Origin of the sequence: Lactobacillus sp. ESL0233, assembly GCF_003692995.1 — a bacterium.
Lineage (GTDB): Bacteria > Bacillota > Bacilli > Lactobacillales > Lactobacillaceae > Lactobacillus > Lactobacillus bombicola.
In genome coordinates this window covers 256,562-279,480 of sequence record NZ_REHH01000006.1, presented here as the reverse complement: position 1 = coordinate 279,480, position 22,919 = coordinate 256,562, and the positions used below count along the sequence as shown (strand labels likewise).

Annotated in this window: 23 protein-coding genes and 2 tRNA genes; 9 read left to right on the top strand and 16 right to left on the bottom strand. The window is 35.7% G+C overall.

Going from position 1 to position 22,919, the window contains the following annotated elements; translation table 11 throughout:
* Window positions 1-12: 12 nt before the first annotated feature.
* The 9 genes from atpH to F5ESL0233_RS02950 form a co-directional block, all read right to left on the bottom strand.
* Window positions 13-561 carry an ATP synthase F1 subunit delta gene (gene atpH / locus F5ESL0233_RS02990; protein WP_090093222.1) on the bottom strand — a complete coding sequence of 183 codons (549 nt, stop codon included), beginning with the start codon at window positions 559-561 and terminating at the stop codon, window positions 13-15.
* On the bottom strand, window positions 561-1,073 hold the full coding sequence (gene atpF / locus F5ESL0233_RS02985) for a F0F1 ATP synthase subunit B (RefSeq protein ID WP_118896830.1): 513 nt from the start codon (window positions 1,071-1,073) through the stop codon (window positions 561-563). The genes atpH and atpF overlap by 1 nt, the downstream gene beginning before the upstream one ends.
* 47 nt (window positions 1,074-1,120) lie before the next feature.
* Window positions 1,121-1,345 carry a F0F1 ATP synthase subunit C gene (atpE, locus tag F5ESL0233_RS02980; protein WP_090093219.1) on the bottom strand — a complete coding sequence of 75 codons (225 nt, stop codon included), beginning with the start codon at window positions 1,343-1,345 and terminating at the stop codon, window positions 1,121-1,123.
* A gap of 18 nt (window positions 1,346-1,363) precedes the next feature.
* Complete coding sequence (gene atpB / locus F5ESL0233_RS02975; protein ID WP_122058654.1) at window positions 1,364-2,077, bottom strand: F0F1 ATP synthase subunit A; 714 nt, start codon at window positions 2,075-2,077, stop codon at window positions 1,364-1,366.
* Window positions 2,078-2,192: 115 nt separating this feature from the next.
* Window positions 2,193-2,822: a uracil phosphoribosyltransferase gene (gene upp / locus F5ESL0233_RS02970; RefSeq protein ID WP_090093217.1), complete on the bottom strand. Its 630-nt coding sequence runs from the start codon at window positions 2,820-2,822 to the stop codon at window positions 2,193-2,195.
* 86 nt (window positions 2,823-2,908) lie between these two features.
* Window positions 2,909-3,913, bottom strand: coding sequence for an L-threonylcarbamoyladenylate synthase (locus F5ESL0233_RS02965; protein ID WP_122058653.1), 1,005 nt, complete (start codon window positions 3,911-3,913; stop codon window positions 2,909-2,911).
* Window positions 3,913-4,761: a peptide chain release factor N(5)-glutamine methyltransferase gene (prmC, locus tag F5ESL0233_RS02960; protein ID WP_122058651.1), complete on the bottom strand. Its 849-nt coding sequence runs from the start codon at window positions 4,759-4,761 to the stop codon at window positions 3,913-3,915. Before prmC ends, F5ESL0233_RS02965 begins: the two co-directional genes overlap by 1 nt.
* Window positions 4,754-5,842: a peptide chain release factor 1 gene (gene prfA, locus F5ESL0233_RS02955; RefSeq protein ID WP_090093210.1), complete on the bottom strand. Its 1,089-nt coding sequence runs from the start codon at window positions 5,840-5,842 to the stop codon at window positions 4,754-4,756. Before prfA ends, prmC begins: the two co-directional genes overlap by 8 nt.
* A gap of 6 nt (window positions 5,843-5,848) precedes the next feature.
* The gene (locus tag F5ESL0233_RS02950) at window positions 5,849-6,457 is read right to left on the bottom strand and encodes a thymidine kinase (RefSeq protein ID WP_090093208.1); all 609 of its coding nucleotides are present in this window, start codon (window positions 6,455-6,457) and stop codon (window positions 5,849-5,851) included.
* A 146-nt stretch (window positions 6,458-6,603) separates the two neighbouring features.
* Between F5ESL0233_RS02950 and F5ESL0233_RS02945 the strand changes: the two genes are divergently transcribed.
* The 3 genes from F5ESL0233_RS02945 (at window position 6,604) to F5ESL0233_RS02935 (ending at window position 8,981) form a co-directional block, all read left to right on the top strand.
* On the top strand, window positions 6,604-7,956 hold the full coding sequence (locus tag F5ESL0233_RS02945; protein ID WP_090093206.1) for a Mur ligase family protein: 1,353 nt from the start codon (window positions 6,604-6,606) through the stop codon (window positions 7,954-7,956).
* 484 nt (window positions 7,957-8,440) lie between these two features.
* A complete protein-coding gene (locus F5ESL0233_RS02940; RefSeq protein ID WP_158593118.1) occupies window positions 8,441-8,719 on the top strand; it encodes a type II toxin-antitoxin system RelB/DinJ family antitoxin in 279 nt (92 codons plus the stop codon).
* The gene (locus tag F5ESL0233_RS02935) at window positions 8,706-8,981 is read left to right on the top strand and encodes a type II toxin-antitoxin system YafQ family toxin (protein ID WP_090093203.1); all 276 of its coding nucleotides are present in this window, start codon (window positions 8,706-8,708) and stop codon (window positions 8,979-8,981) included. Before F5ESL0233_RS02940 ends, F5ESL0233_RS02935 begins: the two co-directional genes overlap by 14 nt.
* Window positions 8,982-9,490: 509 nt before the next feature.
* On the opposite strand, the gene F5ESL0233_RS02930 is transcribed toward F5ESL0233_RS02935, so the two are convergent.
* Window positions 9,491-9,562, bottom strand: a tRNA-Gln gene (locus F5ESL0233_RS02930).
* Between the two features lie 8 nt (window positions 9,563-9,570).
* A tRNA-Glu gene (locus F5ESL0233_RS02925) sits at window positions 9,571-9,642 on the bottom strand.
* 208 nt (window positions 9,643-9,850) lie between these two features.
* Here F5ESL0233_RS02925 and F5ESL0233_RS02920 point away from each other — a divergent pair.
* The 3 genes from F5ESL0233_RS02920 to F5ESL0233_RS02910 all read left to right on the top strand — a co-directional run bounded on the left by F5ESL0233_RS02920 (window position 9,851) and on the right by F5ESL0233_RS02910 (window position 11,841).
* A complete protein-coding gene (locus F5ESL0233_RS02920) occupies window positions 9,851-10,294 on the top strand; it encodes a LytTR family DNA-binding domain-containing protein (protein ID WP_090093201.1) in 444 nt (147 codons plus the stop codon).
* Window positions 10,291-10,749: a DUF3021 domain-containing protein gene (locus F5ESL0233_RS08510; RefSeq protein WP_122058650.1), complete on the top strand. Its 459-nt coding sequence runs from the start codon at window positions 10,291-10,293 to the stop codon at window positions 10,747-10,749. The genes F5ESL0233_RS02920 and F5ESL0233_RS08510 overlap by 4 nt, the downstream gene beginning before the upstream one ends.
* An 81-nt stretch (window positions 10,750-10,830) precedes the next feature.
* Window positions 10,831-11,841 (top strand): serine hydrolase, encoded by a 1,011-nt coding sequence (locus tag F5ESL0233_RS02910; protein ID WP_122058648.1) that lies wholly within the window; start codon window positions 10,831-10,833, stop codon window positions 11,839-11,841.
* 31 nt (window positions 11,842-11,872) lie between these two features.
* On the opposite strand, the gene F5ESL0233_RS08305 is transcribed toward F5ESL0233_RS02910, so the two are convergent.
* The 5 genes from F5ESL0233_RS08305 to F5ESL0233_RS02890 form a co-directional block, all read right to left on the bottom strand.
* A complete protein-coding gene (locus F5ESL0233_RS08305; RefSeq protein ID WP_165777851.1) occupies window positions 11,873-12,049 on the bottom strand; it encodes a hypothetical protein in 177 nt (58 codons plus the stop codon).
* A 266-nt stretch (window positions 12,050-12,315) separates the two neighbouring features.
* Window positions 12,316-13,782, bottom strand: a complete 1,467-nt coding sequence (locus F5ESL0233_RS02905) for a beta-xylosidase (RefSeq protein WP_122058646.1) — start codon at window positions 13,780-13,782, stop codon at window positions 12,316-12,318.
* Window positions 13,783-14,094: 312 nt separating this feature from the next.
* On the bottom strand, window positions 14,095-15,075 hold the full coding sequence (locus F5ESL0233_RS02900; protein ID WP_122058644.1) for an alpha/beta hydrolase: 981 nt from the start codon (window positions 15,073-15,075) through the stop codon (window positions 14,095-14,097).
* Between the two features lie 35 nt (window positions 15,076-15,110).
* The gene (locus F5ESL0233_RS02895) at window positions 15,111-16,304 is read right to left on the bottom strand and encodes an MFS transporter (protein WP_122058642.1); all 1,194 of its coding nucleotides are present in this window, start codon (window positions 16,302-16,304) and stop codon (window positions 15,111-15,113) included.
* Between the two features lie 166 nt (window positions 16,305-16,470).
* Window positions 16,471-17,481 (bottom strand): AraC family transcriptional regulator, encoded by a 1,011-nt coding sequence (locus tag F5ESL0233_RS02890; RefSeq protein WP_122058640.1) that lies wholly within the window; start codon window positions 17,479-17,481, stop codon window positions 16,471-16,473.
* 178 nt (window positions 17,482-17,659) lie between these two features.
* On the opposite strand from F5ESL0233_RS02890, the gene F5ESL0233_RS02885 reads away from it, so the two are divergent.
* Genes F5ESL0233_RS02885 through pgmB form a run of 3 tightly spaced genes read left to right on the top strand, consistent with a single transcriptional unit; the run spans window position 17,660 to window position 22,850 of the window.
* Window positions 17,660-19,363, top strand: a complete 1,704-nt coding sequence (locus F5ESL0233_RS02885) for a glycoside hydrolase family 3 protein (RefSeq protein WP_122058639.1) — start codon at window positions 17,660-17,662, stop codon at window positions 19,361-19,363.
* 18 nt (window positions 19,364-19,381) lie between these two features.
* Complete coding sequence (locus tag F5ESL0233_RS02880) at window positions 19,382-22,198, top strand: alpha-L-rhamnosidase (protein WP_122058682.1); 2,817 nt, start codon at window positions 19,382-19,384, stop codon at window positions 22,196-22,198.
* Window positions 22,179-22,850 (top strand): beta-phosphoglucomutase, encoded by a 672-nt coding sequence (pgmB, locus tag F5ESL0233_RS02875; protein WP_122058637.1) that lies wholly within the window; start codon window positions 22,179-22,181, stop codon window positions 22,848-22,850. The genes F5ESL0233_RS02880 and pgmB overlap by 20 nt, the downstream gene beginning before the upstream one ends.
* The last annotated feature ends 69 nt before the right edge of the window (window positions 22,851-22,919 follow it).

Here is a 22,919-nt window from a genome sequence, read left to right as displayed (position 1 = left end):
TTTCACCTCTTTTTAATCTTTGTTAATTAACTGCGCACGAATCTTTTTAAGCTTATTTTTAACTGAACCATCAATCACATAATCGCCAACTTTTAAAATTACGCCGCCAATAATGCTTTCATCAACTTGATTTTCAAGTTCAACATTACTAAAACCATATTTTTGGGCATAACTATCACCCAACTGCTTGAGTTGTTGCCTAGTCAATTTGACTGCAGTAATTGCAAGTCCCCTAGTCACCTGCTTATCCTTATTGTACAAATCATTATAGTACATGATAATATCAGGCAACTCTAAAAAATGGTTATATTCCAACAATAATTTCAAAAAAGTCCGCACCTCTTGAGATAAGCCTTTGGTAATTATCGCAAGAGAAGCTCTTTTTTCATCACTATTAAAAATTGGATCACTAAAAACTTTTAAGATTTGCGGATAAGTAGAAATAGCTTTTAGCAGTTCTACTAAATCCTCGTGAACAGTATCCTCAGCATGCATGTCCTGCGCATAATCAAACAGTGCAGTACCATATCGTGCAGCAATCTCTTCTTTACTTAAGGCCATTATTTATTCAGCCCCTTAATAAACTGATCGACTAGATCTTTTTGATCAGTCGCTGATAAATTTTTGGCAATTACTTTTTCTGCAATTGCAACTGAAAGATCAGCAACTTGTGAACGCGCTTCATCTAAAGCATCAGCTTTTGCTTGAGCAGCATCAGCTTTTGCCTTTTCATGAATTGAAGTGGCATTTTTGTTAGCATCAGCTACAATCTGGCTACTCGTTTTCTGAGCACTTACTTTTGCTTCAGAAATAATTTGTGTTGCCTCTTGTCTTGAATTTTTCAAGGCAGCTTCGCGCTCATTAGCCAATACTTCAGCCTTTTTACGATTGTCAGCAGCCGCATCCAAATCATTGATCACTTTTTGCCGTCTTTTTTCCATCATGTCGGAAACTGGTCCCCAAGCATAATGTTTTACCAAAAGAAGCAAAATTACGAATACAATTAAATACCATAGCGTATTGCCGATATATATATGATTCGCTGAGGCTGCAAATAAAGTTTGAAATGTCATTTACTGCCCTTCTTATCTTTTTAGCCTAAATTCTTTCAAATAAAAAATTAAAGGAAAAGAATTAAAAAGGCAACAACAATTGCTAAAATAGGAACGGCTTCGATCAAACCAACACCAATAAACATCGTTGATCTCAAATTGCCAGCACTTTCAGGTTGACGAGCCATACTTTCAATGGTTTTAGTAATAACCTTACCGTTACCCCAAGAAGCAGCTAAAGCAGCAAGACCAGCTGCAAGTGCTGCAGAAATATATTTAAAAGCTTGTGACATATTTAAACCTCCAAAAAATTATTCTTTTGTAACCTTTTTACCAACGTAAACCATCGATAGCGTTACAAAAACATATGCCTGAATAGAGCCAATGAAGACAGAGAAACCTTGCCAAATCATGGCGAGTGGAGCTGCTAAAACCATCGTAGTAATCCCGAAGCTCGGTGCTAGACGATTACCAATCAATGTTAATAAAACTTCACCTGCATAAATATTACCATACAAACGTAATGATAGCGTTAAGAAGTTAGTTACTTCTTCAATCATATTGATTGGAAATAAGAAACTAACTGGTTCGGCGTAATTACGCCAGTAACCACCGGTACCAAATTTTTGTATGCCAAATGTAAATGATAAAAGCAAGGTCATCATCGCAAATGACATTGTCGTTACAGGATCTGCGGTTGGTGATTTCACAAACATAAAATCACCAACTTTTATTTCCATAAACAAACCCAATTGATTCATAAACCAGATAAAGAGAAACAAAACAAAAGCGTAAAGCGATAAATGCTTTTGGGCATCAGGATCGCTAACGTTATCCTTGACAATGTTATCAGTAAAGTCAAGTAAATATTCAAGAATATTCTGCTTTTTATTTGGTTTCATTTCAACCTTGCGTGAAAGCCAGATACAAACAAATAGGATTACAGCTGCCATCAGTGTTGAACCAATCATTCCCGCAAGATCAAAGTTTAAACCCAAGAAGTTAAATACAAATGGTTGCTCCATTACTTCGTGACCTCCCTTCTGGTGTCCAGTTTATCGAACACTCATACAATATTAACACTTTCAATAAATTTGTGTAACTATGTAAGCGAATTCTATAAATATTTGTTTAAAACTTCTACTTAGTGCCAAATAACCGATCGCCCGCATCCCCTAAACCAGGAAAAATGTAGCCATTGTCCAATAAATCATCATCTTCGGCGGCGGCATAAATGTCGACATCTGGATGTTCAGCTTGAATAGCTTTGACACCATCAGGTGCAGCAACTAACACCGCTAGTTTAATATCCTTAACGCCGCGTTTTTTCAAGGCTGCAATTGCCATATTGGCAGAGCCACCAGTTGCTAGCATAGGATCCACTACTAAGCACTCGCGTTCTGCAACATCATTAGGCATTTTGCAAAAGTATTCATGGGGTTCTAAGGTTTCTTCATCGCGAAACATCCCAATGACACCTACTTTAGCTGACGGGATCATATCTAAGACACCGTTAAGCATCCCAATTCCAGCACGCAAAATTGGTACGATAGTTAATTTTTTCCCGGCGATTTCCTTTTGCGTTGTCTTACCCATTGGGGTTTCAATTTCGACATCTTTCAAAGGTAAGTCGCGGGTGATTTCATAGGTCATAAGGCCACCGATTTCACCAACAATGCGTCTAAATTCGTTTGAACTTGTTTCCTTACGCCTGATAATCGTCAACTTGTGTTGAATTAACGGATGATCTAAAACTGTAAACTTGCCCATATATTCCTCCTATACGTAATTACTCTAAATCCATTGCTATTTTAATCAAAAAAACAAACGCTTTAAAGCTTTTTTCTAAATATTTTTTATTTTACCCGATAATGATGACCAGCAGCAGCTTTTTCTAATCTATTCATGTAAGCCATGGTCGCTTGACTACCATTAAAACCTTGAACATAAATCTGTTTGATTTTTGGTTGATCATCAAAATAACGCAAGCCAGCAAACAAATTATGATCAGCATCACTTAGATTATCACCCAAATTAAACTTATTTACTTGCGGTAAATCAATTTTAGCTAAAACCGGATTTAACGCCATTACTGCTGTTTGATTATCATAAGTAATTGCTTTAAAATCAGCTAAATTATCAACAATAATTACTGGCGCACTAGGAGCATAATGGCGATACTTCATGCCAGGAGCTTTAGGGACATCTTTTTCACTAACTTTGCCACTATTAATTAAAACCTTTTCCTGTAAGACGGACCCCAATTCCTCAGGCGTAATTGCACCTGGGCGCAAAACTATAGGAGTTGCCACAGATAAGTCAATAATAGTTGATTCAAGCCCTACCTTGGTGGGACCACCATCGATAATACCAGCAATTTTTCCGTTAAGATCGTGAAAAACATGCTGCGCGGTAGTTGGACTAGGTTTAGTAGAAGTATTGGCCGATGGGCCGACAATTGGATAACCTAGCTTAGTGATTAACGCATGCGTCAATTTATTATCAGGGCAACGAAATGCTACTGTCTTTAATCCACCAGTTACCGCTTCTGGTAAAGAACCAGGTTTAACTTCTAATAAAATAGTAAGCGGACCTGGCCAAAACTTTTTAAGTAATTTTTTAGCTCGCTTAGGAACAGCCTTGGCATACTTACTCATCATAGTTTCATCGGCTACGGTTACAATCAAGGGATTATCACTTGGACGACCTTTAGCCGCATATACATTTTTAACAGCCTTTTCGTTAGTTGCTAAAGCGCCTAACCCATAGACCGTTTCCGTAGGAAACGCAACTAATTCACCAGCTAAAAGTAATTTGGCTGCAGCATCAATTTCTTCGGGTAAGAATATTTTGGTCTCCATTAGTTGTTCCACTTTCCCTTCACCATGCGTGGCTTATTTGCTAAATCATTTTTAAATTCAATTGTAAAGTCTGGTAGTTCTTGCGCAAACAGGTCTTGTAGTTGCTCTTTTTGATTATAGCCATACTCTAGGAAAAATTCACCGCCATTATTCAAATGTTCACGTACTTGCTGGACAAATTTACGATAAAAGTTAAGACCATCTACACCGCCAAATAGGGCTTCTTCGGGCTCATTTTGTAAAACATTTTGATCCATTTCTGCGCGCTCGGTATCTTTTATGTAGGGCGGATTAGAAATAATTTTGTCAAATTTTTCTAAGCCAATTAAAACATTAGCCTTACGAACTATTGCATCTACCTGATAGGTTAAGAAATTTTCTTCAGAAGTCCTTAAAGCTACATCTGAAACATCAGATGCGTATAAATTAAGATCAGTAAAACCCTTTTTGGCTGCTTCTTTAGCCAGAGCAACCGTAATACAACCAGAACCTGTACCTAAGTCAAGGATCTTATTGTTTGCTTGCAAACTCTGCAAAGCCCATTCCACTAATTCTTCAGTTTCAAAACGCGGAATCAATACTCCACGCTGAACCATGATTTTATAACCTAAAAACCAAGAATAGCCCAAGATATATTGCGGTGAAATCCCTCTGGCTAATTTTTTGATATCTTTTTGAGCTTGTTGGACTTGGTCTAATGAAAGTTCTAGCTCCTGCTTAAGTTGAAATTCACTTGGACTTAAGCCTAATCTTTCTGCCAATAAAAAGGCAATATCTTCTGGCCGCTGATCGGCAGCTGCTTGGGTTGCCCAGGTATTTAAATCATTTAAAGTATTAATTTTAGCCATTTTGGTCGGCCAACTCCTCTAATTGTTTTGTCTGATTATATAAAATCAAAGCATCAATAATTTCATCCATTTCGCCATTCATTACGCGATCCAATTTATTAATTGTCAACCCAATCCGATGATCAGTTACCCGGTTTTGCGGGTAATTATAGGTTCTAATTCGCTCAGAACGGTCACCAGTTCCAACAGCATCTTTTCGTTTAGCATCATATTGATCACGATTTTGGCTTTCATAATAATCATAAACACGTGAAGTCAAAATCTGCAGAGCCTTTTCCCGGTTCTGTTGCTGACTACGCTGATCCTGCATTGCAACAGCAATGCCAGTCGGTAAGTGGGTCATCCGTACGGCACTAGAAGTTTTATTGATGTGCTGACCACCGGCACCACTTGACCGATAAACATCAACTCGTAAATCTTTAGGATCAATTTCAAAGTCAACTTGTTCATATTCCGGCATTACAGCAACGGTAGCCGTAGAAGTGTGCACTCTTCCTTGAGATTCAGTTACTGGAATTCGTTGAACGCGGTGGGCACCATTTTCATATTTAAGCTTAGAATAAACCTTATTACCATTGATCATAATGGCAATGCGTTTATAACCACCAACCTCAGTGGGCTCACTATCAACTACTGAAACTTGCCAATTTTGTTGTTCGGCATATTTTTCGTACATTCTAAGCAAATCTGCTGCAAAAAGTGACGCTTCGTCTCCTCCAGCTGCTCCACGAATTTCCATGATAATGTCCTTATCATCATTGGGATCTTTAGGTAGCATTAACAGCTTAATCTGATCTTCTAAGGCAACGATTTCTTGTTCCAGCTCAGTATTTTCTGCCTTGGCCATTTCGATTAAGTCAGGGTCGCTTTCACTAGCCATCATTTCCTTATTATCAGCTATTTCTTGCTTATCTGCTTTAAACTTTTTATATTTTTCGACTACTTCACGCAAATCAGCTTCTTCTTTTGAAATTTCCATATAGCGCTTAGTATCATTAATAACTTCAGGATCGGCCATCATCTCTTGTAACTCTTCATAATGAGCAATCAGACCTTCAAGCTGTGCCATAATTTTATCCATATTGTTTTAATCCCTCTCTATTCTTGCTTTGGGGTGAAAATAATGAAAACGACAAACTGGGTGATAACTTTCGTCCCCGCCAATTTGGACTTGTTCGCCCTCATAAACAGGCTTTCCATTATGAATACGCAAGTTCATTATAGCTTTATGGCCACAGTAGTGGCAAATTGTTTTAATTTCCTTAATTTTATCTGCGAAAAGTAAAAGATTTTTAGTTCCCTCAAATAAATTATTTTGAAAATCATTTTTTAAACCAAAAGTCATCACCGGAATATTAAGCTCATCAACAATTCGGGCACATTCAATAACGTGATGTCGTTCTAAAAATTGAGCTTCATCAATAAAGACACACGCAATTGGTCCATCCCCTTGGGCTTCGTCTTGAGCATTTAATTCTTGAATATAAGTAAAAAGATTCATCTCGTGACTAATTGGTATAGCATCACGCTGAAGACCAATTCTTGAAACAATTTTACCAACACCATTACGAGTATCAAGAGCGCTTGTTAAAAGTGCAATTTTACGACCTTGCACCTCATAATTGTGCGCATCTTTGAGAATTTCAATGGTTTTACCACTATTCATTGCGCCGTATTGAAAAAATAACTGTGCCATTTTTGCTCCTTTGTTCAAATCAAATTCACCTAACTTATCTAGTATAGATGAAAATCAAAATCTGTGCAGTTAAATTATAACCAAAAACTCGTTTTAGTTTGTCGCCTATGCTATAGTTGATATTGATTTTAAAGTGAGGGATAAACATGAAATTAAAATCTAGAATTGCTAAATTTACCGGAAAATTAAGTTACTGGTTTTTACATAATATCCTTAAAGGTGGGACTAGTTTTCCAGGTAAAATTGCTATGAAAATTGATCCTAAAATTTTAAATACTTTAGCCAATGATTATGAAACTGTAATTGTAACGGGCACGAATGGGAAAACAATGACAACGGCGTTAATTGTTGAATCTTTACGCGAAAAATATGGTGATGTTTTAACTAATCCGTCTGGTTCAAACATGCAGCAAGGAATTGTAACTGCCTTTTTAGCACATAGAGACCAGGCAGCTTCCCGCAAAATTGCCGTGTTAGAGGTTGATGAAGCCAACGTGAAGCTGGTGACTGAATTATTGCATCCAAGTTGCTTTGTTCTGACCAATATTTTTCGTGATCAGATGGATCGTTATGGCGAAATTTATACAACTTATGAAAAGATTCTAGACGGCATCAAACTTGAACCAAAAGCAACCGTAATTGCCAATGGCGATGCCAGTATCTTTTCTTCTGTTGATTTACCTAATCCGAAGATTTTTTATGGATTTAACTTACCTAGCGATCAAGCAGAAAATAATCTCATTGCACCAGTTAACACAGATGGTGTCCTTTGCCCGCAATGCAACCATATCTTGCACTTTCACGATCGAATCTACGCAAATCTTGGCGACTTTTTCTGTCCTAATTGCGACTATCAGCGTCCGCAGTTAACCTATTCAGTTAACCAAATTATTAAGCAAAGCCCCAACCACCTTAAGTTTCAAATGGGAACTAAAGAGTACAGTATCAATATCGGCGGTACCTATAATATTTACAATGCCCTAGCCGCCTACGCCGTTGCCCGTTATTTTGGTCTTAGTGATGACGAAGTCGCCAGTGCCTTTGCCAAAAACAAGCGTGTCTTTGGGCGGCAAGAATTGATTAACTATGCCGATAAAGAAATTGATTTGATCTTAGTTAAAAACCCAGTAGGTCTAGATGAAGTACTCCACTTATTAAATACAGAAAAAGAAGACTATTCATTAGTCACGCTACTGAATGCTAATCACGCTGACGGAATTGATACTTCATGGATTTGGGATGGACAATTTGAAGAATTACACCAGTCCCAAATTAAAAAGGTCATCGTCGGCGGTCAGCGCTGGCATGATATGAGCTTTCGTTTGGAAGTTGCTGGCTTTAATCCAGCTCAGATGACTACCTGCAAAACTGATAATGATGTCATTGCGCAATTAGCCAAATTACCAACTAAGAAAGTTTATATTTTATCAACCTACACGGCCCTACTTTCATTGCGTAAGTCAATGGCCGATAAGAATATTATTCAAGCTGGGATGTAAAAAACGGTAAGCACTGATTGCTTACCGTTTTTGCTTGGGTTCTTGCTATTGGGACTAAGGGCGATGTAATAATTATTACTTAAATTTATTTCTATGATTTAAGCTACTTTAATTGCATGAGCTGGAGCAGATTATCCCTTTGCCATCATCAATACTTTTAAAATTATTGTTATTACTGAACCTATTAATATTATTGTCCAAGCCATACGTTTACTCATTGCTTTATCCTCCATGTATGCTCGCTATTCTCAAAGTTACTAAACCATAATTTCTAAATATTGTAGCAAGATTATTGCCATAATGATTATTAATACTACTACCGACAATATTAATATAACACCCATTAATTACGGATTCATCTCCGAATCTGCACCGATTTTTAAAAATCATACCAATCATTTATCCATTTTTATTTATTATGCTTTATTAAAGAATGAAACAAGGATATAATATCCCTAGAATAAAAGAAAGAGGGGAAATGTCAATGTCAATTAAAACGAGTAAAAAAACTAACTTGAATGTTAAAATTGATACCGATCTAAAAAATGAAGCGGATTTAGTTTTTAAAGATATGGGCTTAACTTTAAGCTCTGCAATTACAATGTTCTTAAAGCGTTCCGTTGATGATCGCCAATTACCCTTTCAGCCACGTGTGACTAGCGAATTAGACCAAGCTTTGGATGAAATCAAATCAGGTAACATTGAATCATTTGATTCTGTTAAAGATTGGGAAGAAGATTTGCGTAAATATGTACAAGATTAAGCAATCACGTAAATTCAAAAAATCCGCCAAGCAAGCAGTCAAACAGGGGAAAGATCTTAACAAACTATTTGCTGCTGTAGAAGCTATCATTACAAACAACATTGGTCCCAAGTATCATGACCACGAACTTAAAGGCAAATGGCAAGGAATTCGTGAGTTACATATCGAACCGGATTGGTTATTAACTTATCAAATCAAAAATAACGAACTAATCCTTTATTTAGTCGATACAGGCTCACATAGACAATTATTTGATAAATAAAAAAGCTTAAGTAACTTTTTATGGCTACCTAAGCTTTTTTATATTTGTAAATATTTAATTCAGGTCTATCTACATCATATTTAATCTTCCAAGTTTCAATAAAATCAGCAAATTGGCATAAGGCATATCGTTTCAAAGCGCTATAGCAAGGGGCACTATATTTAACTTTGTTAGCAACTTGCCAGTCTTTAAGTTCATCTATATACAGTATTTAAAATCGTCCTAAATAGCTGGCTTTAACTATCTGAGCAATAATCTATTGCTTGATAAATAGCCTTGTATTTGTTTTGCATATCTAAAATTTTCTATTACCACGAACTGCTAAAATCAGTGCGATGAAAGCCAGCCTTAGACGTCTATGCCTACTATATTGATGAGGATAAGAGAAAAAGCGATAAAGAGATTAAAAAAGCTAGATGATTTATTTCATCTAGCTTTTTTAGTTCAAATAATATGATGGACAAAGCAGTTTTAAGACCTTCTTAAAGCCTGCTGTTAAGCCATTTATATTGGGATATCCGGGCTCGAACCGAAACATGCAGGAACCAGAAACCTGTGCCTTACCATTTGGCTATATCCCAGTGTTAAATCACCCGTACGAGAATCGAACTCGTAACTCCACCTTGAGAGGGTGGCGTCTTAACCATTTGACCAACGGGCAAAATCAACAGTAATTATTATGCTTGAAGCCAGGGGTAAAGTCAAGTGCTTTTTATCGCAAAAAAGTATTTTTTTAATTAATTTGGCAGGTAATTGCTTTTTTTATAGTCGATCTACCATTTATCCTAAAAAAATGACCATTCATCTTTAAATTGTTGTTTAACATATTTACTTTTGCTATCTTAAAAAAACAGAAAGGAGATGCATTTATGCTTGTTAATCAAAAAATTGACCCCCAAGCAGTTGACCTATCAGTGACTGTTAATACACCTCAAATTGATAATAACAGTACTACTTTACAAGATAATTTGTCTTATTTTGTCAATGAACAAAATCTGATTGGTTATCAAAATGGACGCCAAAAGGTAATCGCCCTATATGATGTAATTTCTATTCATACACAAGATAAGAAAGTTATTTGTGAGACTAATCAAGGAAATTATCGCTTAAAAAAGCGACTATATGAAATCAAGTCAATTCTACCTCAACGAGTCTTCATTCAAGTTTCAAGTTCTGAAATCGTAAATTTTAGTTGTATTCAAGAATTTGCCCTTACGCGTAATGGCATTTATCAAATTATTTTTAAAAATGGTCATACCACCTACAGTTCACGCCGTTACATGCAAAAAATTAAAAAGGAGTTTTTATCATGAACCTTTGCAAAAAAATTTTAAAATTAGCTCTTTGGTCCGCTCCAATTGGAGTCAATATTGGCATATTCTCATGCCTTATTTTTAGTCCCTCTTTCAATCCCTTCTCATCACTATCAAACTTCGAACGCTTTTTTCAGCATTCTGTTTCGGTAAATTTGGTAGACTTAGTTATTTGGGCGCTAATTGGAATTATTTTTGGTTGCAGCAATCTTATTTATCAGATAGAGACTTGGAGCATTACTAAGCAAACCTTAGTCCATTTCTGTATTACTTATTTTTTTCTTATCATCCTGAGTATTTTAGTTAATGAACACAAATGGAACTGGTACTACCTACTTGATTTTACGATTGATTTTTGTATTATTTATTTAATTTCTTGGTCCGTAAGTCTAATTAGAGCAAAGATGTTTGTTAAATCGTTAAATCGAAAATTGCACCAAAAAAATCAAAATTAAACCGTAGAATAATTTTGGCTATTGAGATACAAAATTGGATATAATAGACTGAGTATGCAAATTTAATTAAGGACAAATTTTATGATCGATTATTCAGCTACCCAAAATTTAATTGAATCAATGGTTTCAGACCGTGTGGTCCCTGGCGTTAATTACACTTTTATTAATAATGAGCAAATTTTTACATCAACAATTGGTTTTGCAAGCATTTATCCCACCGTAACGCAACTCAGTCCATTTGCAGAATATGATTTAGCAAGTTTAACTAAAGTATTAATTACAGAAAATATCTTATTAAAACTTTATCAAAAAAATGAACTAAATTTTTCCGAACCACTGCACCAGTTTATTCCTGAATTTACCGATGAGCGGGTGCGACTTTTTCACTTAATGACACATACAAGTGGTATTCGGGGATGGATAAAAAATCGCGATGAACTTAGCCATGATGAACTTTTAGACGCAATTATTCACCTTCCGGTAACCAATGAATTTGAACATAAAATGCGTTATGCTGATACTAATTTTATTCTTCTAGGCCTAGTCATTAAAAAAATTTACAATCTTCCTGTGCAAAAAGTTGGTCAGCAAGAAATTATAAATTCAATGGGTCTAAAAGAAACAGGCTTTAAGCCTGATAAAAACTTGTGTGTTCCTACTGCTTTAGTCAAAGATAAAATTCTTCAGGGCATCCCCCATGATCCTAAAGCTCGTCAACTTGGGCAAGATTGTGGCTCCGCTGGGCTGTTTTCAACTTTAAACGACTTAGTGAAAATTTGTAAAGGCTACCTTGGAATCGATCGTGATATCCTCCCCTTTAGTCAAGATACTGTTAGTTTACTATTTGATAATAAGAACCCCAGCGGTGTTGCGCCACGTTCATGGGGATGGGATTTACGCTTTGACCCACAAGATAATTATCCAATTATTTTACATACTGGTTATACTGGAACCTTAATTGTTCTTGATCGTATTAAAAAATCCGGCTTAATTCTTTTAACTAACCGAATTCATCCCACCGATCACAATCAAATTTTTTTAGCAATGCGCGAAAAAATTATTCAAAATTTTTTAATTGAAAATGATCATTAAAAAAGCAACTTCAAAATGAAGTTGCTTTTAATTAACATTTTTTATTCTTTGTCCAAAAATGGTAAACCAAATCAACAACAGCCTGGGCAAACATTCCCCCAGCCATCCAGTACATCGCCATCATCATTTTATCAGTAAAAGTAAAGTAAGCAGTAATGCCATAGACAATTACCCATAAAATTTTAAAAAATAAATTTTCACACATCATTTGAATAATGCTCCCTTCAATTTACCTTAATTATACCGTTTTTATTAATAAATTGGGGGCATTTTTAGTTATTTATTTAAAATTTTACGCTACTATCATTTTTTATTGCTTATAATGTTATTATTTCAAAATGTTTACATACGTAAGCATAAGTAAACTTTTTTATCAAAACATAAAACAATTTATCAGAATTATTATGATTTACTTGTTATGTAATTTAATTAACCATTTTAACAATATATTAAAACTATTTTAGAGTGATCTTTCTACAAAAAATAATTAGGAATTGTTATAAATATACACGAATTAGGCAGTAAACTTAGTATAATTTTCCCATTTTCAACTAAAATCTGTTCTTTTTGTAATTTAGAATTTTCCCTCAAAAAATCTATTTCTGGTTGTTTAAGGTAGTCTGGTTTACCCATTTCAATCCATTTTTTCATTGGATTGGCATGGCTATCATCGATTCTTTCTAAAATTCCAGCAAAATTTTTTTTGCTTTCAAGTCCTATCTGCACTTTTTCTGTTTTAATTTCTTCACTTGGAACATTGTGATTATATGCAAGTAATTGCAAATCTACGTCATTTCGTACTGCTAAAAGCTCTGCAGTTCCCTGATCATTGCCTTGCACACCCAATCGCTTAAAACCTAGCTTATGTAAAATTTCAAAAATACGATAAACAGGTTTTTCAACTCCATCAACAGTTTGCAAACCATAACCACCATGGAATTGACCCAATTTTTGCGATTGCTCTTCAAAAATATCAGTAAAGGTAAAAAATGAATAACCTTCTACCATGCTATCATTATCTGCGATTGTTTTGGCAACCATTGCAGCAGCATATGGTTCATCATGAATCATATCACCTACCATTGCTGAAACATTCCACTCTGTATAATAAAGGGGATAGCCCTTGGCTTGCTTGACAGTTTTAGCAGTCATTTCTTTTAAAATGCCACGATGATAATCAGTTTTAGTTTGATCTGAATTTTTAAAAAATTCTTCGATTCCTAGCCCACTTTGCCAAAGTGGATCATCTGTAGGATAATGATGCGTTGTTAAGAAATCTAAAGGAACATTATTAGTTTCACAAAAATCAATCATTTCGGGAATCCATGAATTAAATGATGTTGCAGGACCACCAAATTTAAGATTTTTATCAATTTTTTTCGCTGTTGCAACAGTTATTTGATATAAGTGAAAATAATCTTTTTGTGTTCCAGCAAAAAATAGTGGCAAATTAGGCTCATTCCAAACTTCAAAGAACCACGATTCAACTTCTTCTTTACCATAACGGTCAATAATGTGTTTAATAAATCTTCTAATCAATTCTTCCCATAAGTCATCTGATTTAGGCATGGTATTGTTTCCGCCATACGGAAAAACTCTATTTTCTTTAGATGCAAGGCAAGTTGGCATAAAACTTAACTCTACAAATGGTTTCATACCAATTTTTAGCAAAAAGTCAAAAACCTTGTCAATATTGAGAAAATTATAGGTAATACCCTGTGAATTGCCACTAAAATCAAAATTTTCAATGCAAACACTCATTTCATCATCAAATAAGCCATGAAAACGAACATATTTAAAACCAAGTTCATTATGTGCTTTAATCAACTGTTGGCGATAATCTTCTCTTAATGCAGTATAAGCATGGCAACTACCAACACAAGTCTCCCAATAATGTGGGAAAGGAGTTATTTTATTTTCTTCTATTTTAAAATTAAGCATACTTTTGCCCTTCCTAATTTATCAAAATAATTGAATTATGTGCGATTAGCAGTCTTTGTCAAGTAAAATTTACTGTGCTACTTTCTCTCCAAATATTGAATTACTTAGTAAAAAAGATGCTAGTTATCTTTATCGCACCGATTAATAAGCTTACATCAATAATTTAAGTATATGAGTTGAATTTCTTTCTCTGCTATAGGGAAAAACCAGAAAATGTATGTCGATTTTACAGTTTTTCGACCAACATTTTTCCGTTACGTTTGCAAACAATTCTAAAAGTAAACAAAAAATTAGATCGACGATCTGATTTACTCAATTTTTAGCGTTGCTTTCTTCTTTGTCCTTCATTTCCTCAAAAGGACTCTTTGCGGGCAAGTCCAAGGAAAAGCGTTTTTCTAACCATTTTGTACATAGAGTTGTCCATTGGCCAACAATTGGTTCAATTTGTGACTTAGAATCCGCCACAGCTTGAGTTGCCAAACTTAAGCCATGAGTTCCCTCTCCAAAAACGTGAATTTCATACGGAATATTATTTTCTGCTAAGCAGGATGCCATATGTAATGAATTAAGTGGAGAAATTAATGGATCAGTTGCTGTTGCCCAAATAAAGAATGGCGGTGTTTCACTATCAACGTGATCTACTGGACTGATTTCACTTTCCAATTCTTTATCTGGAAATTCGACACCAGCATAAGCCACGTTAGAAGCTTTCATAAAAGCATATTCACCAGGCGAATCTTTCTTAGCGCGCAATTGCTGGTCTAACAAATGATAATCAGCAAGAGCGTAGCCAATAATCGCAAATGCTGGTCTCAATTGTTGACTACTTGCATTCAAGTAATCAGTTAAAACAGTCTCATTGTACCTGGTAGCATATAACGATGCAATATGACCACCTGCTGAAAAGCCGCACACACCTATTTGATCAGGATTGACATGCCATTTTTCAGCATTTCTTTTAATTAAAAGCATTGCTTGCCCTAATTGCCTAATTTGCTTAGGATATATTGTTTCTTTTTTTAACGGCAAAGGCTTTGATAAGTCAGGTATTTTTAAACCATGACTAAAGTAAGTTGAATAACGCAGTACAAAACTGTGATACCCCATTGATGCAAAATACATTGCGACAGGTTCTGCTTCACGATCAGTACAGCTAAAGAAACCTCCGCCAGGACAGATAATAATTGCTGGTCTTGGCTTACCATTTAGTGTTTCTGGTGAGTCATCCAAAACATAGGTAGTTAAAGTATCATTAGGGTTATCTTCATCTAAACTATATTGTTCAATCTTCATAATAATTCCTCGAATCTTTTATTCTTTATTAAAAATTATTTGTTTTTACTTTGTTCTTTTTCAACTCTAGAACCAAAACGAGTAATAAATAATAATGCAGCAGTTACTACAGAAATAACTATTCCAGCAATATATGAATCACGTCCTGGTGCAATTTTGACAGCTGCTAATAACATCGGCACAATCATACCAGCAATTGAACCTAACAAAGTGTTGATTGAAATTGCTAATGGAAATTGCTTTTGGTCTGTTAAAATTGACATTTCAAACGGTGCAGTAGCGTTAACTAAAACGATTCCCATTCCTGAAAAGGCATTACCAATGATATGCATTACAATATTTGATGAAAAGACAATACAAATAAATGAAAGTGCAAAGGCAATAAAGCCCCAAGCAATTGTATCTTTCTTAGTGAACTTTCTAATGTAAGTTAAGAATGTCGCGGTAATAATGCCACCTACATTACCTAAAGCAGTTACCATGGCAACATAAGCAGTTCCTTTTCCTTGCGCAGCCAAAACAATTGATTGGTTAGACAAGAATGTCATCATTGCTAAAGAAAGCATGAAGTTAACTAGATATAAAACATATACTAGGTTGTTCATTTGCTTTAACAAAGTCCAAAAGCTTTCTTTCTTGCCACCCTCTTTATTTTTATCTGTATTTTGCAGTTTAGTATCTTGTGGAATTAAGATAAATGCCAATATGAAAACAACTAGAGCTAATGCATAAACCCAGAAAAGATTTCTCCAATTGGTACTACCTAAAACACCACCTAGAGCAGTAAAAACCATCATCCCAATATTAGTTACACCAGTTGCCCAGCCCATTGCTGTAGCTCTTGCTTCACCTTCAAAGTTTTCCTGCAATAATACGGGAACAACGTTAGTAATTGTACCTGTTCCAAAACCAACTAAAACCATACAAGCTAGGATTAAGTTTAAGCTATTACCGTAGATTGCTGGTAAAACTCCGGCAATTCCGACAACAGCAACTGCTAAAAGTCCTAAATTTTTTCTGGTCATCTTAAAAGTTAAATATGCAAATAATGTCGTAGCAATAATTTGACCTAATTGTGGGATAGAGCCAATTAACTGTACCTTAGAAATAGGCTCCTTAGAAAATGACTTAGCAATTGCCGCAATAGCGGAGGTTACTGCTGTTGCCAACATTAGCAATAGGTTCATACTTAAAATACCTATTGCTTTAGATATTTGTTTTTTATTCATTGATTATTCTCCTTACTTGAATTCGCTTTCAAATTTCATTTAAAAGTATATTATCCAGAAGGAGTAGTAACCATATTCAAAAAACAGAGAAACTATATCCATTTCCCAGTTTTTAATGAACAACAAAAAATAAAAATGACCGGTAGTCACATTACTAGTCATATTTTTAACTATTTTTTTGACGGTATTCAGCTGGTGAAATCCCAAAATACTTTTTGAAAATTTTATAAAAATACGAAGGATTTTCGTAACCTACCCTAGTAGCAATCCTTTCAATTGGCGCTGTCGTATAAGTTAGATATTCAGCTGCAACATTTATTCGTTGTAAATGCACTAATTGGATAAAGGTCTTACCAGTATGCTTTTTTAGATAGTCAGATAAATAATTGCGATTAAAGCCAAAGTGGGTGGCCATCTTTTGCAATGTAATGTTATTGTAGTGTTTTTCAATATATAAAAGAAGTGATAGTAAGTTATTGTTTTTCTTGCGAAAATCCTTCACCTTAATTTCAGCGTTAGCTGCCTGCCTAATTAATAGCGAAAATAACATTAACATTTCCAACCGAATCAACTGATCGGACTGGATATCAGGGTGATAGTATTCTGAAATAATATCATAGATTAAATTAGTAATTTTAACATCATGGCTAACTTCAAACAGACTATAACGACCCTCACCATATTCTTCATTGGATAAAAGTGAAAATAAGATATTAGAAATGTTAGAACCATTTTCGCGATGATTTAAATAGTCAAGCTCGTTTAAAGAAAAAGCTGAACTTCGTAATGCAATATTAACAACCACTCCTCTTTTGCTAATTGGCTTAACTTTATGAATAGTTCTGTTTCCCATAAAAATCAAGTTATTTTGTTTAACTTTAATTTCGGAATGCTCTAAAACCACCACACAGTCTTCAATTAGTGGGATCATTATTTCAACATAATCATGAATATGATATGGAATAAAAGAATTAATCGGTTGTACTGCAATCGAAATAGAACTGCTGTTAAGTGTTAAATCATCCGAATAGGTATCAAAGAAACGGTAGATTGGTTCATTCTCGATTTGTCCAACTTTTTTTGTCAGATTACCGTTTTTTTCAACCGTAGAAAGAACATCTGACCAATTTCGGGATGAATTATTTTTTCGTAATAGGCGCAATACTTCTTCTTTCAAAATGCTTACTCTTTCTTTCGTTGGTAGTGTACAGTTTATTTAAACTTTAATCTCTGTTTCAAAATAAAATCTGTGAAATCAACACAATATTTATGATTTTTGGCAATAGCAGAACTGCTAACACTAGATTAGAATAAATCTTAAATCAATTTATATTTATAGCACATGGAGGAAAAAGATGATAGACCTATCTAAAAAGCCCTATAACTTGTCTGCTACACAAATTAACTTTGTTAAGCAAAAAGTGGCAAGTATGTCAACCGAAGCCAAAATCGGTCAACTTTTCTTTGTCATTGGTGAAGATGAAGAAAACACAGACTTAGCTGCATTTGTAAAAAAATATCAACCTGGCGGAATTATGTACCGCCCTGATGATGCTAAAAAATTACAGCATGAAATAGCAACTTCACAAAAAGCAAGTAATATTCCACTTTTAATCGCAGCTAACCTTGAAGCCGGTGGTAATGGACTCATAAATGGTGGTACTTGGTTAGGCCGCCCATTGCAGATTGCGGCAACCGATGATACTAAAAACGCTTATAACTTAGGCGAAGTTTCTGGTTACGAAGCAAAGCAGGTTGGGGGCAACATGTCATTTGCTCCAATTGTTGATCTTGACCAAAACTTCCGTAATCCAATTATGAACGTTCGCACATATGGTAGTAATAAAGAACGAGTAATTAGAATGTCAGATGCTCAAATTGCCGGACTAAATGCTAACCACGTTATTCCTGTTGCTAAACACTTCCCTGGTGATGGTGTCGATGAGCGCGACCAGCACTTGTTAAGTTCGATTAATTCACTTTCCGCTGATGAATGGATGAAATCCTACGGAGAAATTTATCACCACTTAATTGATAATGGTTTACCAAGTATCATGATTGCTCATATTATGCAACCAGCTTGGGAACGTCGACTTGAGCCAGGAATTGAAGATAAAGACTTAAGACCAGCATCAACTTCTAAGCTTTTAATTAACGGCTTACTTCGGAAAGTTTTGAACTTCAACGGCTTAACGATTACTGATGCAACGCCAATGATTGGTTATAATGCAATAATGAAACGTTCAGAAGCTTTACCAGCAACAATCAATGCTGGTATTGACATGATTCTCTTTAACAAAGACATTGACGAAGATTATCAATTTATTACCGCTGCCGTTACTGATGGCACTATTCCGATGGCCCGCATTGATGAAGCAGTAACAAGAATAATTGCAACTAAGGTTGCCCAAGGCGTAATGAATACTGCGGGCGAACTCTGTGAACCTGCAACAAGTAATTTCGACTTAAAATTAGCAGAACACGAGAAGCTTGCGGCTAAAGTTGCTAAAGAATCAATTACTCTGGTTAAGGACCGCGACCAACTATTGCCACTAACGCCAAAGAAATACCCCCGAGTTCGTCTTGTCGTTTTAGGTGATACTGATGATGGTGGCTTTAAAGAAGGCGGTAAAGTAACTACTAAATTTAAAGAAAAACTTGAAGAAAAAGGATTCCAAGTCACTGTTTTTAATCGAAAACGCCTAGATTTCCAAGAAGTTTTTGAAGGTGGCGTTCAATTTGAAAAAGATCGCTTTGACCTTGCCTTTTATGTAGCTAATGTTGAAACGGCAAGTAACCAGACTACCACTAGACTAGATTGGATTCACTTGATGGCCGCTGATGCACCATGGTTCATGAAGGATATCCCAACTGTCTTTGTTTCTACTTGCAACCCATACCACCTCTTTGATATTCCGATGGTTTCAACTTACATTAATGCTTATACAGGCAATGAAGTTACGATTGATGCCTTACTGAAAAAAATGATGGGTCAAGAAGAATTTCTTGGTAAAAATCCAGTAGATCCTTTCTGTGGTCGCTTCGATACCCGTCTATAGAAAGAGAGCAAAATAATGATTGAAATTAATCAGATTACAATTAATCATATGACTGAGCCCATTGGCTATGACTTAGATAATCATTTACGGGTTGCCTTTAATCTTACTAATTCTGCAACTATGCAGGACACAAAGAAAAGAATCGTAGTTAAAGCAGATAAAGAAATTTACGATTCAGACTGGCAAGATTACAAGAATAACTTTTTTGATTTTGCGCTTAACTTGCAGCCGAGAACCCGTTACGAATTAACCATTTATGTTAAAAACGCTACTGATGAAAGTAGTAAGCATAGTTTCTTTGAAACTGGTAAAATGGCGGAGCCGTTTACCGCTAGTTGGATTGGCAATAATGATAAAGATATTCAAAACACCTTGCTTGCCAAAAAATTCACACTGACAAAACCGGTAAAAAGTGCTCGTCTCTACATGACTGGTTTGGGCGTATATGAAGCCTATTTAAATAATGAAAAGGTCGGCAATGAATTACTAGCCCCGGGCACTACCGCATACGATCAATTAATCCAAGTTCAAACTTATGACGTAACTAAACCACTTCAAAAGTCAGCTAATCAAGAATTACTAATTTCACTTGGTGATGGTTGGTATAAAGGTAACTTTGGTTTTGACGGCGGACAAGACAATATCTATGGTAATCGCCAAATGGCGATTGCCGAACTACATGTTCAATACACTGATAATTCAACGGAAATTATTTTAAGTGATGCTTCCTGGAAAACTACTTCAGGTAAAATCACTAAGTCGGCTATCTATTACGGTGAAGATTATGATGATACTCATGTAATAGCTAACTGGCAGCCAGTAACCATGCTCGATCACTCTAAGAAAATTCTACACGATCGTTTAAGTTTGCCTCTTACAATCAATGAGTATCTTCCCGTGAAAGAAATAATTAAGACACCAGCTGGTGAAACGGTCTTAGATTTCGGCCAAAATCATGCCGGATGGCCAGAATTCTTTAACCGTGAAAATACTGGTACTACCCTTAAATTGGAAGTTGGTGAAATTCTGCAAAATGGCAATTTTTACCGTGATAATTTAAGGGAAGCCCGAGCAGCATTCTATTATACTTCCAATGGTGAACAAAAATGGATACGTCCCCACTTCACTTATTATGGCTACCGCTATGTCAAAGTTACTGGCAATACTAAACCACTAACTAAGGCAGATTTTAGATCAGCAGTGATCTATTCAAATATGAAAACTACCGGTGCCATTAAGACAGATAATCCAAAAGTTAACCGCCTGTTAGCTAACGTAATGTGGAGTCAAAAAAGTAATTTCTTTGACGTGCCAACAGATTGTCCGCAACGTGATGAACGTCTTGGGTGGTCTGGTGATGCAGACATTTTTTCAAGTACAGCCGTTTTAAATATGGATACTTATGCCTTTTTCAAAAAATATGCTAAAGACATGTTAATTGAACAAAAACAGCACACTGGAATGCTTACCATGTATGCCCCAGCAATGGGTAATGACAGTGACGGGGCCGCTATTTGGGGTGATGCTGCGACTGTCATTCCATGGACAGTTTATAAGGCATACGGTGATCCCGCAATCTTAAGGCAAAATTATCCTAGTATGAAGGCTTGGGTTGACTGGATTAGCCAATCTACCTCAACCCCAAATCTTTGGACAGGTTGCTTCCAATTTGGTGATTGGCTATCACTTGATGGTGAAAATCCAGCAATGCCTACTGGTAAAACTGATGAAGACTTCATTGCCTCCATTTACTATTACTACTCAAGCTCAATCGTTGCTGCCAGCGCAAAAGTCTTAGGTCAGCAAGAAGATGCTCACCAATATGCTGAACAAGCTAAAGCTATTAAACAAGCTATTAGAGCTGAATATATCACACAAAATGGCCGCCTAGCAATTGACACCCAAACGGCTTATGCATTGGCACTACGCTTTGGGCTAATTCCCGAAGAGCAGAAAAAGCGTGTCGTAAAAGATTTAGTAACGCGCCTTGGTAAAGATAATAATCATCTAAAGACTGGTTTTGTTGGTACCCCGTTGATTTGTCAAGTATTGTCAGAAAACGGTGAGCATAAACTAGCCATGCAAATTTTTCTAAACGAAGATTTTCCAAGTTGGCTTTATGCCGTTAACCTTGGCGCTACTACCATCTGGGAACGTTGGAACTCCGTTTTGCCTGATGGTTCAATGAATCCTGAAGGAATGAATTCATTAAATCATTACTCAATCGGCGCAATCATGCAGTGGGTTTATCAACAAGTTCTTGGGCTCCATCAACAAGAAAATGGCTACCAAAAAGTTGAATTTGCACCACAATTTGATTATCGGCTTAAGCAGGTTCAAGGTCATTATGAAAGTTCATATGGTGATCTCCAAATTGAATATCAACTTGAAAAAGACGAAAAACATACAATTGAAATTAACTTGACTATTCCATTTGGACAAACAGTAACGGTGAAACTACCTCGAACTAACGGACAAGTGCAAGTAAACGGTGTCAATAAAGAATTGCCACTAACTCTTAATGGCGGAAAATACACTATCAGCTACCAACCAGTAACTAGTTACATTGAATATTACAATTTGGCAATGCCAGTTAAGCAAATTATGACTGACCCAGAATTAGTGAAAAATTTAGCACCAATCAATAACGTATTTAATTTTTTGCAAGATTCTAAGAATCTGGAGACTTTTGGTGGTAGTTCTTTAACCGAGCTGAACGTAATGCTCCCATTTATCAATATTTCAGATAATGATTTTGCAAAAATCAAAGAAATCATGGTACAAACACCATTAGCAAGTGAAAGGAAGTTCTTAAATGAAAGGCATACTGTTTGATCTTGACGGCGTAATTGCCGATACAGCCGTTTATCACTTTCAGGCATGGCGCAAATTAATTAAAGATCACTTTAACCGCGAATTGCCTGCTGCCTTGGAAAAACAAACCAAAGGAGTTAGTCGCAATGATTCTTTAACCGCGATTTTAAACTATCTGGATATTAAAGTTAGTGCTGCGGATTTTCAAGAAATGACTAACGAAAAAAATAAAATCTTTCGCGAATTACTTACCAGCTTAACACCGCAAAATATTCTGCCAGGGATATCTGATTTAATCACCCAATTTAAAGAACATGATGTCAAGCTTTCATTAGCCTCAGCCAGTCTTAATGGGCCTTATATTTTAGAAAAACTGCAATTAAATTCCGCTTTTGATGCAATTGCGGATCCCAGCAAAGTAATGGCAGGAAAACCGGCCCCAGATATTTTCCTAGCTGCTGCATCTGCTATCAATGTCGAGCCCCAAGATTGTGTGGGAATTGAAGACTCAATTGCTGGTATTAAATCTATTAACCGCGCTGGTGCTTTTTCAGTAGGTGTTGGCAATAAATCAGAATTAAATCAAGCCAAATTACTTTTTCCAAATACTTCTTATTTAAATTATCAGCAAATCGTTCAAGCTTGGCAAAACTTTAACCAAAATTCAAACTGAACCTACAACTTTTAACTTAAAACTTGAATTTTTCAATTACTTTATAATTAAATAACAAAAATACTCCTA